Source organism: Streptomyces sp. 11-1-2 (assembly GCF_003595545.1).
GTDB classification, from domain to species: Bacteria; Actinomycetota; Actinomycetes; order Streptomycetales; family Streptomycetaceae; genus Streptomyces; species Streptomyces hygroscopicus_B.
Map to the genome: position 1 here is coordinate 8,071,901 of NZ_CP022545.1, position 12,956 is coordinate 8,084,856.

The 12,956-nt window shown below is 73.5% G+C and carries 11 protein-coding genes; 9 read left to right on the forward strand and 2 right to left on the reverse strand.

All coding sequences use genetic code 11. The features are described 5' to 3' along the window. Positions 1-79 precede the first annotated feature (79 nt). Entirely contained in the window at positions 80-622 is a 543-nt protein-coding gene (locus tag CGL27_RS34695; RefSeq protein ID WP_119991770.1) for a hypothetical protein, read from the reverse strand. Between the two features lie 146 nt (positions 623-768). On the opposite strand from CGL27_RS34695, the gene CGL27_RS34700 reads away from it, so the two are divergent. The 7 genes from CGL27_RS34700 (at position 769) to CGL27_RS34730 (ending at position 9,328) form a co-directional block, all read left to right on the forward strand. Beyond that, entirely contained in the window at positions 769-1,926 is a 1,158-nt protein-coding gene (locus CGL27_RS34700; protein WP_119994696.1) for an ATP-binding protein, read from the forward strand. 25 nt (positions 1,927-1,951) lie between these two features. After that, a complete protein-coding gene (locus tag CGL27_RS34705) occupies positions 1,952-2,296 on the forward strand; it encodes a nucleotide pyrophosphohydrolase (protein WP_119994695.1) in 345 nt (114 codons plus the stop codon). Positions 2,297-2,601: 305 nt separating this feature from the next. Continuing rightward, the gene (locus CGL27_RS34710) at positions 2,602-3,087 is read left to right on the forward strand and encodes a DUF6099 family protein (RefSeq protein WP_078644322.1); all 486 of its coding nucleotides are present in this window, start codon (positions 2,602-2,604) and stop codon (positions 3,085-3,087) included. Positions 3,088-3,105: 18 nt separating this feature from the next. Continuing rightward, entirely contained in the window at positions 3,106-4,029 is a 924-nt protein-coding gene (locus tag CGL27_RS34715; RefSeq protein WP_119991771.1) for an LLM class F420-dependent oxidoreductase, read from the forward strand. A gap of 23 nt (positions 4,030-4,052) precedes the next feature. Beyond that, positions 4,053-5,063: a homocysteine S-methyltransferase gene (gene mmuM, locus CGL27_RS34720; protein WP_119991772.1), complete on the forward strand. Its 1,011-nt coding sequence runs from the start codon at positions 4,053-4,055 to the stop codon at positions 5,061-5,063. Between the two features lie 33 nt (positions 5,064-5,096). Then, complete coding sequence (locus tag CGL27_RS34725; protein ID WP_119991773.1) at positions 5,097-6,710, forward strand: 3' terminal RNA ribose 2'-O-methyltransferase Hen1; 1,614 nt, start codon at positions 5,097-5,099, stop codon at positions 6,708-6,710. Then, positions 6,707-9,328 (forward strand): polynucleotide kinase-phosphatase, encoded by a 2,622-nt coding sequence (locus CGL27_RS34730; protein ID WP_119991774.1) that lies wholly within the window; start codon positions 6,707-6,709, stop codon positions 9,326-9,328. Before CGL27_RS34725 ends, CGL27_RS34730 begins: the two co-directional genes overlap by 4 nt. Before the next feature lie 103 nt (positions 9,329-9,431). On the opposite strand, the gene CGL27_RS34735 is transcribed toward CGL27_RS34730, so the two are convergent. Continuing rightward, positions 9,432-10,418 carry a helix-turn-helix domain-containing protein gene (locus CGL27_RS34735; RefSeq protein WP_119991775.1) on the reverse strand — a complete coding sequence of 329 codons (987 nt, stop codon included), beginning with the start codon at positions 10,416-10,418 and terminating at the stop codon, positions 9,432-9,434. Positions 10,419-10,490: 72 nt separating this feature from the next. Between CGL27_RS34735 and CGL27_RS34740 the strand changes: the two genes are divergently transcribed. Then, on the forward strand, positions 10,491-11,990 hold the full coding sequence (locus CGL27_RS34740; protein ID WP_119991776.1) for an MFS transporter: 1,500 nt from the start codon (positions 10,491-10,493) through the stop codon (positions 11,988-11,990). An 85-nt stretch (positions 11,991-12,075) separates the two neighbouring features. Then, positions 12,076-12,807, forward strand: a complete 732-nt coding sequence (locus CGL27_RS34745; RefSeq protein ID WP_119991777.1) for a Crp/Fnr family transcriptional regulator — start codon at positions 12,076-12,078, stop codon at positions 12,805-12,807. Positions 12,808-12,956 lie beyond the last annotated feature (149 nt).

The window sequence follows — 12,956 nt, forward strand, 5'->3', positions numbered from 1 at the left end:
CCTCCCGCGCCGTCCGCTTCCTGACAAGCCACCCGCCGCGCCTCGCCGAGGCCCCGCTACGGCTCGACAAGGCGCCCTGCTACGGCTCGTGGAGGGCCGTCTTCGCGGCCTCGACGAAGTCCGTAAGGGCCTGCCAGAACGGGCGGAAGGCGTCGTGGAAGCGCTGCGGTCCCTCCGGTTCGCCGGAGCGCATCGCGCCCAGGGCGCGGTGGAACGGGCCGGTTGCCTTCTGCAGCGCGTTCGCGGCGGTGGCCGCGGCGGCCGGGCCCTCCAGCTCGACCACGCGCACACAGCGGCGCAGCTTGCCGTACTCGTCGCGTTCGCGCTCGGCGAGTTCGGCCAACTCGTCCAACTCGTCCAGGAGGGCGGGGCGGCGCCCCGCCTCGGCTGCTCGCTGGACGGCGGCGATCTCCCAGTACAACTCGCCCATGCTGTGGGTCTGTTCGATCAGATCGAGATACGCGCCGCGCCTGCTGTCGCGCAGCCGCTCCGCGCGCTGGGCGAGTACGGCGGTGTCCGCCTGGATCCGGGCGGCCCGGGTGTTGCCGCGGCTGGTGACCCAGCTGGCCAGGACGGCGGTGCCGCCGGTGAGGGCCGCGATCCAGAAGGTGCTGTCAGCCATGGCCCTCCATCCCGTCCTCAACTCCCCGATCTCTGGTCATCCGCCGCCCCTTGGTCATCATGGGCCACCGCGGCTATCCCCCGATGGTAGGAAGATACGGAAGGCGTAACGGTTCAGCGGTATGTGCCAGAGATATGTTCCGGAGCATGAGCGCATCCGGGCTCCTGCCCGCCAGGACCGAACTGCGGCCCATCGTCTCCGAGTTGAGGCTGTCGGCCTTCAAGACCCACCGCCGCGCCGCCTTCTCGCTGGGCCCGCTGACCCTGATCTCCGGTCCGAGCGGCAGCGGTAAGTCCGGGGTACTGGAGGCGTACGCGGCGCTCGCGCGGCTCGCGGGCGGTGCCCGGCTCGCGGAGGTGTTCCGCGACCCGGCCGCGTACATCCCGCGCCGGGCGCGGCCGGACCGGCAGGGGCGGCGCGGCTTCCGCATCGGCTGCACCGTGGACGGCCCGGTCGGGCCCGTACGGCTCGACGTCGCCGTACAGGCCGAGCCCGAACTGCGCATCGTGGGCGAGCGGATGACGGGGGCGGGGGAGACCCTGCTGGAGACGGCGCTGCGCGACCCGGGGCGGCGCTGTGTCCAGGCCGCCTGGCATACGGCGGGAGCGGTCGCGGTGACCCGCGCCCCGCTGCCCGACGACCGGCTGGCGACCTCGCTGCTGCCGCTGCGGGTCGCGGGCACGACGGAGGGTCAGCGGCTCGCGCTGGCCGCCGCCGAGCAGGTGGTCATCGCGCTGCGCTCGGTCTTCCCCTGCGATCCGCGGCCGGAGCGGATGCGGGCGCCGGCGGTGTCGAGGGACGGGCGGCTGCGCGGCTGCTGCGAGAACCTGGCGGCGGTGCTGCGGCGGACCAGCCGGGAGTGCGGCACGCGCCATGCGGCGCTGGTCGCGGCGGTCCGCGCGGGGTGCGTCGGGCCGGTGGAGGGCCTGGTCACCGAGGGGCACGCGGACGGGGTGGTGCGGGCCCTGGTCGAGCAGGGGGAGCTCGGCGCGATGCCCGTGGAGCGGCTGGGCGACGGGGAGTTGCGGTATCTCGCGCTCGCGCTCGTGCTGCTGACCGGGCCCGGTGTGCTGGCCGTGGACCCGGCGGCCGATGTGCTCCCCGCGCGGCAGGTGCTGACCGTGCTGGCCGACGGATTCGACCGGTGTCTGGACCGGCGGCAGGCCCGGGAGCTCCTGGGGGTGGCGGCCCGGATGTGCGCACGGGGGCACATCCGGCTCGTGGGGACGGTGGGGGACGTGGCGGGGGCGGTCGGGGACGCCCCCGTCACGGTGGTAGACCTGGGGCGTGAGCGAGTCCTATGAGAGCGAGCGACGAACCGATGGCCGGATCGGCGGCCGGACCGACGGCCTGGATGTGGCGGCGCTGCAGCGCAGGCTGGCGGCCTTCGCGGCGGCGCGCGACTGGCAGCAGTACCACACCCCCAAGAACCTCGCGGCGGCGCTGAGCGTCGAGGCGTCGGAACTGGTGGAGATCTTCCAGTGGCTGACGCCGGAGCAGTCGGCGCGGGTGATGGAGGACGAGGACAAGGCGGCCCGGGTCGAGGATGAGGTCGCCGATGTGCTGGCGTATCTGCTCCAGTTCTGCGAGGTGCTGGGGATCGACGCGCTCGCGGCGCTCTCGGCGAAGATCGACCGGAACGAGGTGCGCTTTCCGGCGAACGGAGGGCGCTGACCGCGAACGGGGGCTGATCGCGGACGGGCGCCGACCGTGAACGGGGGCTTTGGCGGTGAATGGTGGGTCTGGCGGTGAACGGGGGACTATGACGGTGAACGGGCGCTCTGGCGGTGAACCGTGATCTCGGATGGTCTACAAGCCCCTAACCCTCCATTTCGTCACTCTCCGTAGTGAAAAAGTTATCCACATCGCAACTGTTGTCAACAGATTCCTGAATTCCCCTAGCTTTTCGGCCTGTTAGTCATCACTCTGGGTAGTGGAGGAGTGACGGGCCCGGAAGTCCGTTGAGAGGGGTGCGGGGAATGGACGCGATGCGGCTGATCGGTGTCACCCGGCACGCCCTGGCGAAGGCCGGGGGCGTGCACGACATCGTGGCCGAAGCCTGGCAGGTTCAAGCGCTGGCCGAGGCGGTCGGCGGTTATTTCGTGGTGAGCGGCCCGGCGGCCGCGCGAGCGGAGGCGCGCGGTCTGTGCGAGGCGGGCGGGCGGGCACGCGGCGCCCTGTTCCACCCGGCGCTGCACCACCCCACGCTGCGCGGCGGCGGTTTACGGGCCGCGCAGCTCTCAGAGGTGCGCGATCCGAGAGAGGTGCTGCTGGCGCTGGGAGATCTGCTCGCGGAGGCGGGATTCGCGCTGGTCGGGGTCGCCGCCAATACGGAGGAGGAGGCGCTGTACTGGCAGTGCGTGGAGGCGATCGACGCGGCGGACGAGGCCCGGGACCGGGTGCACGGGATGCTCCGGCATCTCACGTTCCGCGAGTGGGGCGGGGAGTGGGGTGGTGCCGCGTGAAGAGGCAGGATGGGGCTCATGGATCTTCGCATCTTCACCGAGCCCCAGCAGGGGGCGACCTACGACACTCTGCTCACCGTCGCCAAGGCCACCGAGGACCTCGGATTCGACGCCTTTTTCCGCTCCGACCACTATCTGCGCATGGGAAGCGTGGACGGCCTCCCGGGCCCCTCCGACGCCTGGATCACCCTGGCCGGGCTGGCCCGCGAGACCCGGCGGATCCGGCTGGGCACGCTGATGACCGCCGCCACCTTCCGGCTGCCCGGTGTGCTGGCGATCCAGGTCGCGCAGGTCGACCAGATGTCGGGTGGACGAGTCGAGCTGGGCCTGGGCGCGGGCTGGTTCGAGGAGGAGCACCGGGCCTATGGGATCCCCTTCCCCAAGGAGAAGTTCGCCCGGCTGGAGGAGCAGCTGGCCATCGTCACCGGGCTGTGGCAGACCCCGGTCGGCGAGACCTTCGGCTATGACGGTGCCCACTACCAGCTGGTGGACTCCCCGGCGCTGCCCAAGCCCGCGCAGAACAAGGTGCCGGTGCTGATCGGCGGCCAGGGGGCGACCCGTACGCCGCGGCTGGCCGCCCAGTACGCGGACGAGTTCAACATGCCGTTCGCCTCGGTCGAGGACAGTGAGCGCCAGTTCGGCCGGGTGCGGAAGGCCGCCGAGGCCGCCGGCCGCAAGGGCGACGACCTGGTGTACTCCAACGCGCTCGTGGCGTGCGTGGGCAAGGACGACGCCGAGGTCGCCCGGCGGGCCGCGGCGATCGGCCGGGAGGTCGAGGAGCTGAAGGAGAACGGCCTGGCGGGCTCCCCGGCCGAGGTCGTCGACAAGATCGGCCGCTATGCGGAGGCGGGCGCCTCCCGGATGTACCTCCAGATGCTGGACCTCCAGGACCTCGACCACCTGGAGCTGATTTCCTCGCAGGTCCAGGCCCGGCTGGGCTGAGCGAACCACCAGGAGCACCCGTGATGTCCGTACCCCGCACGCCCTTGGCCACCGCGTTGGAGCGCGGACCGCTCGTCCTCGACGGCGGGCTGTCCAACCAACTGGAGGCACAGGGCTGCGATCTCTCCGACGAGCTGTGGTCGGCCCGGCTGCTGGCCGATGACCCGGGGCAGATCGAGGCGGCCCACACCGCCTACGCACGGGCGGGCGCACGGGTGCTCATCACCAGCAGCTATCAGGCCACCTACGAGGGCTTCGCCCATCGGGGCGTGGGCCACGAGGAGGCCACCGCGCTGCTGAGGCGCAGTGTCGAGCTGGCGCGCACGGCGGCCGAGCGGGCGGCCACCGAGCGCGCGGCGGCCCGTGACCAGGCCGCGGGCGACCGGGCGGCGAGCGGCGACCGGGGCGCGGGCGGTGACCGGGGCGCGGGTGGCTACCGGGGCGCGGAGCCGGTGTGGGTCGCCGCCTCCGTCGGGCCCTATGGGGCGATGCTGGCGGACGGCAGCGAGTACCGCGGGCGGTACGGACTGAGCGTGGCCGAGCTGGCGCGGTTCCACCGGCCGAGGATCGAGGCGCTGGCCGCGGCCGGGCCCGACGTGCTGGCGCTGGAGACGGTGCCGGACGCCGATGAGGCCGCGGCGCTGCTGAGCGCCGTCGAGGGATGCGGGGTGCCGGTATGGCTCTCCTACAGCATCGCGGGGGAGGCCACCCGGGCCGGGCAGCCCCTGAGGGACGCGTTCGCCCTGGCCGCGGGGGTCGACCAGGTGATCGCCGTGGGCGTCAACTGCTGTGAGCCGGGTGATGCGGACCGGGCCGTGGAGATCGCGGCCGACATCACCGGCAAGCCGGTGGTGGTCTATCCGAACAGCGGAGAGGAGTGGGATGCCGCGGCACGGAGCTGGCGCGGCCGGGCGACCTTCGACCCGGGGCGGGTCAGGGCATGGCAGGACGCCGGGGCGCGGCTCATCGGCGGCTGCTGCCGGGTGGGGCCGGAGCGGATCGCGGAGCTGGCCGCCGTGGTGAGAAACCATTAGGTGAGGAAGGGGCACCGGGCGATACTCGGACGGGTGTTCTTGACGATAACCACCACCGGCACTGCCGAGCGCCCCGCGACCGACCTCGGGTTTCTGCTGCACAAGCACCCCGACAAGGCGCAGCGGTTCTCGACCTCCTACGGCACCGCGCATGTCCTCTATCCCGAGGCGACCGCCGAACGCTGCACCGCGGCGCTGCTGTTGGAAGTGGATCCCGTGGCGTTGGTGCGGCGGGGCCGCGGCAAGGGCCGGGGCGGCGCCCCCGACTCCGCGCTCGCGCAGTACGTGAACGACCGCCCGTACGCCGCCTCCTCGCTGCTGGCGGTCGCGCTGAGCGCGGTCTTCTCCAGTGCGCTCAGGGGTCAGTGCAAGGCCCGGCCCGAGCTGCCGGAGCGGGCGCTGCCGCTGCGGATCGAGGTGCCCGCGCTGCCCGCCCGCGGCGGCGCCGCCCTGGTCGAGCGGCTCTTCGCACCGCTGGGCTGGGCGGTGACGGCCGAGCCGGTGGCGCTGGACGAGGAGTTCCCGCGCTGGGGTGACTCGCGGTACGTGCGGCTGGTGCTGGAGGGTGAGCTGCGGCTGGCGGACGCCCTGCGCCATCTGTATGTGCTGCTGCCCGTGCTCGACGACGCCAAGCACTACTGGGTCGCCCCGGACGAGGTGGACAAGCTGCTGCGTTCCGGTGAGGGCTGGCTGGAGCGCCACCCCGAGCAGCGGCTGATCACCAACCGCTATCTGGCCCGGCGCTGGTCGCTGACGCGCAGCGCGCTGGAGCGGCTGGAGCTGGCACGGCTCGCCGAGGCCGACGACACCGAGGCGGAGGAGATCGACAACGCCGTCGACAGCGCCATCGACAACGGCGTCGACGACGCCATCGGCGAACCGGCGGCCGAGCCGCTGGCGGAGGACGACGGCGAAGAGGGTTCCGGGCAGCGGCCGGTCCCGCTGGCGGTACGGCGGCGGGAGGCGATACTCGACGCCCTGCGCGGGACCGGGGCGGCCAGGGTGCTCGATCTGGGCTGCGGCCAGGGCCAGTTGCTGGGCGCGCTGCTGAAGGAGACTCGGTTCACCGAGATCGTGGGCGTCGATGTGTCGATGCGCGCGCTCAACGAGGCGGCACGGAGGCTGCGGCTGGACCGTCCGGGGCTGGACCGTCCGGGGTTGGACACCGGCACGGTCGAGCGGCAGTCGTCGGGGCGGCTGAAGCTGACCCAGGGCGCGCTCACCTACACCGACTCCCGGCTCGCCGGATTTGACGCGGCGGTGCTCAGCGAGGTGATCGAGCATGTGGATCCGCCCCGGCTGCCCGCCCTGGAGCATGCGGTGTTCGGCGTCGCACGGCCCAAGGCCGTCGTGGTGACCACGCCCAACGTGGAGTACAACGTGCGCTGGGAGACCCTGCCCGCCGGGCGGATGCGCCACGGCGACCACCGCTTCGAGTGGACGCGCGAGGAGTTCCGGGCCTGGGCGGAACAGGTCGCCGAGCGGCACGGCTACGCGGTGGAGTTCCGCCCCGTCGGCCCCGAGGACCCCGAGGTCGGCCCGCCCACCCAGCTCGCGCTCTTCCGCATGGCCGCCGAGGGCGGCGACGGCACGGGCAGCCGGAGCGGCGACAGCACCGCGATCACGACGAAGGAGGCAGCAGCATGACCGAGGAGAAGCGCCTGATCGGCGTGCCCGACCTGTCCCTCGTGGTGCTCGTCGGCACCACCGGCTCCGGCAAGTCCACCTTCGCCCGGCACCACTTCCTGCCCACCCAGACCGTCTCCTCCGACGTCTGCCGGGGGCTGGTCGCCGACGACGAGAACGACCAGAGCGCCACGCCCGACGCCTTCGACGTGCTGCACTACATCGTGGGCAAGCGGCTGGCCGCCGGGCGGCTGACCGTCGTCGACGCCACCAACGTCCGCAGCGAGTCGCGTCGCGGCCTGATCGGGCTCGCGCGCGAGCACGACGTGCTGCCCGTGGCGATCGTCCTCGACGTCCCCGAGGGCGAGTGCGCCCGGCGCAACGCCCGGCGCCCCGACCGCGCCGGGATGCCCGACCATGTCATCCCCCGCCAGCGCCGTGAACTGCGCCGCTCCCTGAAGTCCCTGGAGCGCGAGGGGTTCCGCAAGGTGCACATCCTGCGCGGCGTCGACGAGGTCGAGGTCGCGGAGGTCGTCACCGAGCGCCGCTACAACGATCTGCGCCATCTCACGGGCCCGTTCGACATCATCGGCGACATCCACGGCTGCCGCTCCGAGCTGGAGACCCTGCTGGGCAAGCTGGGCTACGCGCTGCGCCGCGACGAGTCCGGCCGCCCGGTGGACGCCGCCCACCCCGAGGGCCGTACGGCGGTCTTCGTCGGCGACCTCGTCGACCGCGGTCCCGACAGCCCCGGGGTGCTGCGCCTGGTGATGGGCATGGTCGCCTCCGGCGCGGCCCTGTGCGTGCCCGGCAACCACGAGAACAAGCTCGGCCGCTATCTCAAGGGCCGCAAGGTGCGGGTCACCCATGGCCTCGCCGAGACCGTGGAGCAGCTTGACCGGGAGCACACCGCAGACCCGGACTTCGTCGAGCGGGCGCGGGCGTTCATCGAGTCGCTGGTCAGCCACTACGTACTGGACGGCGGGGCGCTGGTGGTGTGTCACGCCGGGCTGCCCGAGAAGTACCACGGCCGCACCTCCGGCCGGGTCCGTTCGCACGCCCTGTACGGGGAGACGACCGGGGAGACCGATGAGTTCGGGCTGCCGGTGCGCTATCCGTGGGCCGAGGACTACCGCGGCCGGGCCGCCGTCGTCTACGGCCACACCCCCACCCCCCGCGCCTCCTGGCTCAACAACACCATCTGCCTCGACACCGGCTGTGTCTTCGGCGGCCGGATGACCGCGCTGCGCTGGCCGGAGCGCGAGCTGGTGGACGTCCCGGCCGAGCGGGTCTGGTACGAACCGGTCAAACCGCTGACCACCGAGGCCCCCGGAGGCGCCGACGGCCGCCCGCTCGACCTGGCCGATGTGCGGGGCCGCCGTATCGTCGAGACCCGTCATATGGGCCGGATCGCGGTCAAGGAGGAGAACGCGGCGGCGGCGCTGGAGGTCATGAGCCGTTTCGCGGTGGACCCCCGGCTGCTCGGCTATCTCCCGCCCACCATGGCGCCGACCGCCACCTCGAAGGAGGGGACCGGCGGTGCCGCCGACGGAGGTTTCCTCGAACACCCGGCGGAGGCGTTCGCCGCCTACCGCGCGGACGGGGTGCGCCAGGTGATCTGCGAGGAGAAGCACATGGGCTCCCGCGCGGTGGCGCTGGTCTGCCGTGACGCGGACCTCGCGCGGGAGCGCTTCGGCGCGCCGGACGGCGCCTCGGGCACGATCCACACCCGTACCGGACGGCCGTTCTTCGACGACGTCCAGCTCACCGAGACCGTACTGCGCGTGCTGAGCCGCTCCCTCGAGGACTCCGGGCTGTGGCAGGAGCTGGACAGCGACTGGCTGCTGCTGGACGCCGAGTTGATGCCGTGGTCGCTCAAGGCCGAGGGGCTGCTGCGCAACCAGTACGCGGCGGTGGGCGCCGCCTCCCGCGCCGTCTTCCCCGGCGTTCTCGCGGCGCTGGAGGGGGCGGAGGCGCGCGGTGTCGAGGTGTCCGCCCTGCTCGGCAAGGAGCGTGAACGGGCGGCGGACGCGGCCGCGTTCACCGACGCCTACCGGCGCTACTGCTGGCCGGTCGACGGGCCGGACGGTATCCGGATGGCGCCGTTTCAGATCCTGGCCGTCCAGGGCCGTAACCTCGCCACCGCGCTGCCCCATGATCAGCAACTCGCCCTGATCGACCGGATGATCGAGGCCGAGAAGCCGCCCGCCGACGGCCACGGCACCCGGCTGCTGGCCCCCACCCGGCGGCTGATCGTCGACACCGAGGACGAGGCGTCGGTCGCCGAGGGCGTGCGGTGGTGGCTGGACCTGACGGCGGCCGGCGGCGAGGGCATGGTGGTCAAGCCCCTCCAGGGCTTTGTCCGTAAGGGCGACGGCCGGCTGGTCCAGCCGGGCGTGAAGTGCCGGGGCCGCGAGTATCTGCGGATCATCTACGGCCCGGAGTACACCCGCCCGGAGAACCTCGACCGGCTGCGGGTGCGCCATCTCGGCCACAAGCGCTCGCTCGCCCTGCGGGAGTACGCGCTCGGGCTGGAGGCGCTGGACCGGTTGGCGGAGGGCGAGCCGCTGTGGCGCGTCCACGAGGCCGTGTTCGCGGTGCTCGCGCTGGAGTCCGAGCCGGTGGACCCGCGGTTGTAGCGGCTGGGGGTGGGGCAGGACCGCTGTCCCGGGCCGGGGGCGGTGTGCCCCGCCCCAGGTACGGGCGGCCGGGGCCTGGGACGGGGTCCGGGCCGCCCCGGCGTCAGACGGCCGGTGCCCGCGCCTCCCGGGCCCGGAACGCACGGCGGTAGTCGTGTGGCGGCACCCCCACCGCCCGGGTGAAGTGGCGGCGCAGGTTGGCCGCCGTGCCCAGCCCGCACAGCTCCGCGATCCGGTCCACCGGCAGATCGCCGCCCTCCAGCAGCTCCCGGGCGCGCGCGATCCGCTGACCCTGCAGCCAGCGCAGCGGCGTCGTGCCCGTGGCGGCGTGGAAGCGGCGGGCCAGGGTGCGCGGGCTGGTGTGGGCGCGGCGGGCGAGGTCGGCGACGGTCAGCGGCTCATGCAGCCGCTCGGCCGCCCAGTGCAGCAGCGGGGCGAGTGAGTCGTCGGTGCGCTCCGGCAGCGGCGCCTCGATGTACTGGGCCTGGCCGCCGGGCCGGTGGGCGGGCGCGACGAGCTGCCGGGCCAGGGTGTTGGCCGCCTCGGTGCCGTAGTCCACGCGCACCAGATGCAGACAGACGTCGATGCAGGCCGTGGACCCCGCACCGGTCAGCACATCGCCGTGGTCGACATAGAGCACGGACGGATCGAGCCGTACGGCCGGATAGCGCTCGGCGAACAGCGCCGCGTACATCCAGTGGGTGGCCGCCGTACGGCCGTCGAGAAGTCCGGTCGCGGCGAGGGTGAACGCGCCCGAGCACAGCGACACGATGCGGGCGCCGCGCCGATGGGCCTCGCGCAGCGCGGCGATCAGCTCCTCGGGCGGATCGCCGCGCACATCGGCCGAGGCCGGGACGATCACCGTGTCCGCGGTGATCAGCTCCTCGGTGCCGTACGGGGTGTGGGCGGCGAACCACGAACGGGTGGCTACCGGGTCACCGGCCTCCGAACCGCCCGGTCCGATCGCACAGACCCGCAGCTCGTACCAGGGGTCCGGGAGTCCTGGGCGATCGGTGCCGAAGACATGGCAGGGCACCGCCAGGTCGAAGATCGGCATGCCCGGGGTGACGGCGAGGGCTATGGACCGCATGGCAGAAATGTAGCGCATGCTGTCACTCCTGCCACTCGTTCCGCCGTGCCCCGAGGCCGATGCTGGACGGGCATGACGCCCCCTTCCTCCAAGGCCCAGGGGAGCGGTGTGCCCGCGGCCACCCCCGATCCGGCTCCCGCCCCCACCCCCAGCCGTCGGCGCTGGCTGATCCTCGCCGTCGCGTCGGCGGCCCAGTTCCTCGCCGTGCTCGACATGATCGCGGTCAACATCGCCTTCCCGGCGATCGGCGCGGACTTCCGCTCCGCGTCCACCGCCGAGCTGTCCTGGGTGCTCAACGCCTACACCATCGTGCTCGCGGCGCTGCTGGTCCCGGCCGGTCGGCTGGCCGACGCGATCGGCGGGCGGCGTTCGTTCCTGACTGGCATCGCGCTGTTCGGGCTCGCCTCGGTCGCCTGTGGCGCGGCCCCCGGGCTCGGCACGCTGATCGCGGCGCGCGTGGTGCAGGGCGTGGCGGCGGCCGTCCTGGTGCCCACCTCCCTCTCGCTCGCCCTGCCCGCCTTCCCGCCCCGAGAACGGGCCACGGCCGTCGGCGTCTGGACGGCGGTGAGCGCGGTCGCGGCGAGTGCGGGGCCGGTGGCGGGCGGTCTGCTGGCCGCCTTCGACTGGCGCTGGATCTTCCTCGTCAATCCGCCCGTGGTGCTGCTGGCATGGGTGGCCGGGCTGCGGCTGCTGCCGCGCACCGGGCCCGTCCGCACCGGGCCCGTCCCCGGTGAGCGCCGCCGCCTCGATCCGCTGGGCACGCTGCTCGTCCTCCTCGGCACCGGGGCCCTCACCACCGCCTGCGTCGAGGCCGCGGACTGGGGCTACGGCGCCCCGGCCACCCTCGGCTTCCTCGCAGCCGGCCTGATCACGGGTGCCCTGGCCGTGGCGCACGTACGCCGCCATCCGGACCCGGTGGTGGACCCCGCGCTGTTCCGGACCCGTGCCTTCACCGCCGCCACGCTCGGGCTGCTCAGCTACTTCCTCGCCTACGCCGCCTCGATCCTCGCCGCGACCCTGCTGTTCACCGGGGCATGGGGCTGGTCCTCGGCCCGGGCCGGCCTTGCCGTCACGCCCTGGCCGCTCACCGTCCTGGTGGTGTCGACGCTGTCGGGGCGGATCGTCCGGGCGCTGGGGGAGCGGACCACGGCCGTCGTGGGCGGGCTGTGCTTCGCCGCGGGGCCGGTGTGGTGGCTGCTCCTCGCGGGCGGCGACGGTGCGCACTACGCCGTGGAGTTCATGCCCGGGCTGGTGCTCACCGGGATCGGCGCGGGGCTCTACCAGCCGGTGATGTTCTCCGCCGCCGGACTGCTTCCGGCCCGTCAGCTGTCCCTCGGCTCCGGGGTGCTGATGATGTCCCGGCAGGGCGGCTCGGCCCTGGGCGTCGCGGCGCTGGTCGTGATCACCGGGGGCGCCGCACGGCCGGGGCTGGAAGCGCTGCGCGCCGGGTGGGTCTTCACGGCGGTGACCGCCGCGCTCGCGGCCGTCGCGGGCGCCGCTTTGCGTACGGGAGTTCGGGTCGACCCCGGGGAGAACGGCGGATCCGGCACGGACCCGCTACGGCACCATTGACGTGCCCGTGCCAGCTGCCTAGCGTGCTGACCGGTCCCTGGATTCTCCGCAGGCCTGACGACGACGAGCTGAGCGGGGAGGGCGGATGAGCCTTTTCGAGGACGGACGGCCCTTCCTGCACGCGCTTCCGGCCGACGACCGGCGCGCACTGCTCGCCCTCGGCACCCCCCGGGCCTACGCCGCCGGCGAGGTCGTGCTGCGCGAGCACGACCGTACGACCTTCGTCGTCGCGATCACCTCCGGCTGGGCCACCATCTCGGTGGAGACCGAGCGCGGGGTGCGGCTGATCCTGGCGCTGCGCGGGGTGGGCGAGGTCGTGGGCGACCAGGCCGCGGTGGACCACGGCTCACGCAGCGCCACCGTCACCGCGCTCGGCCGGATGGAGGCGGTGGTGGTCTCCGGCGACCGGTTCCGGGCCTATCTGGCCGCACGTCCCGTCGCGACCGTGCTGATCATGCGCCAGTTCAGCTCCCGGCTCCGCAGCTCCGACGGGGAGCGGCGCTCACTCGCCTCGGAGAAGGTGCTGCAGCGGCTGGCGGCCCGGCTCGTCGAACTCGCCGAGCGCACCGGCCACCCCGCCGCCGACGGGGCGATCACCGTCGATCTGCCGCTGCCCCAGCACGACATCGCGGCCGCCGTGGGCTCGACCCGGGAGGCGGTCGCCAAGGCGCTGCGGCTGCTGCGTGGCCAGGGCGTCGTCCGGACCGCCTCGCGCCGCTTCGTGGTGATGGACATCGGACTGCTGCGGCTGCTGGCCGAGGGACGGGCGGCGGGGGAGCACATCCCGGCGCGCCCCGCGACCGACCCCCGCGACTGAGCGCGGGCGCGCACTTTCCACGCGTCCTCCGGGACTGTGTAAACGGCTACAGCCGCCCCGCCGTTCCCCGGCGACCCTGGAGTGGCACAAAGGGCGCGGGACCGTGAGCGACGGGGGTGCGCACGGCCCAGTGCCCCGCACCGGAGAAG

Excerpts from the sequence above, each read along its gene's own strand:
- CGL27_RS34695 (WP_119991770.1), bottom strand. The coding sequence starts at position 622 with ATGGCTGACAGCACCTTCTGGATCGCGGCCCTCACCGGCGGCACCGCC.
- CGL27_RS34700 (WP_119994696.1), top strand. The coding sequence starts at position 769 with ATGAGCGCATCCGGGCTCCTGCCCGCCAGGACCGAACTGCGGCCCATC.
- CGL27_RS34710 (WP_078644322.1), top strand. The coding sequence starts at position 2,602 with ATGGACGCGATGCGGCTGATCGGTGTCACCCGGCACGCCCTGGCGAAG.
- CGL27_RS34715 (WP_119991771.1), top strand. The coding sequence starts at position 3,106 with ATGGATCTTCGCATCTTCACCGAGCCCCAGCAGGGGGCGACCTACGAC.
- mmuM (WP_119991772.1), top strand. The coding sequence starts at position 4,053 with ATGTCCGTACCCCGCACGCCCTTGGCCACCGCGTTGGAGCGCGGACCG.
- CGL27_RS34730 (WP_119991774.1), top strand. The coding sequence starts at position 6,707 with ATGACCGAGGAGAAGCGCCTGATCGGCGTGCCCGACCTGTCCCTCGTG.
- CGL27_RS34735 (WP_119991775.1), bottom strand. The coding sequence starts at position 10,418 with ATGCGGTCCATAGCCCTCGCCGTCACCCCGGGCATGCCGATCTTCGAC.
- CGL27_RS34740 (WP_119991776.1), top strand. The coding sequence starts at position 10,491 with ATGACGCCCCCTTCCTCCAAGGCCCAGGGGAGCGGTGTGCCCGCGGCC.
- CGL27_RS34745 (WP_119991777.1), top strand. The coding sequence starts at position 12,076 with ATGAGCCTTTTCGAGGACGGACGGCCCTTCCTGCACGCGCTTCCGGCC.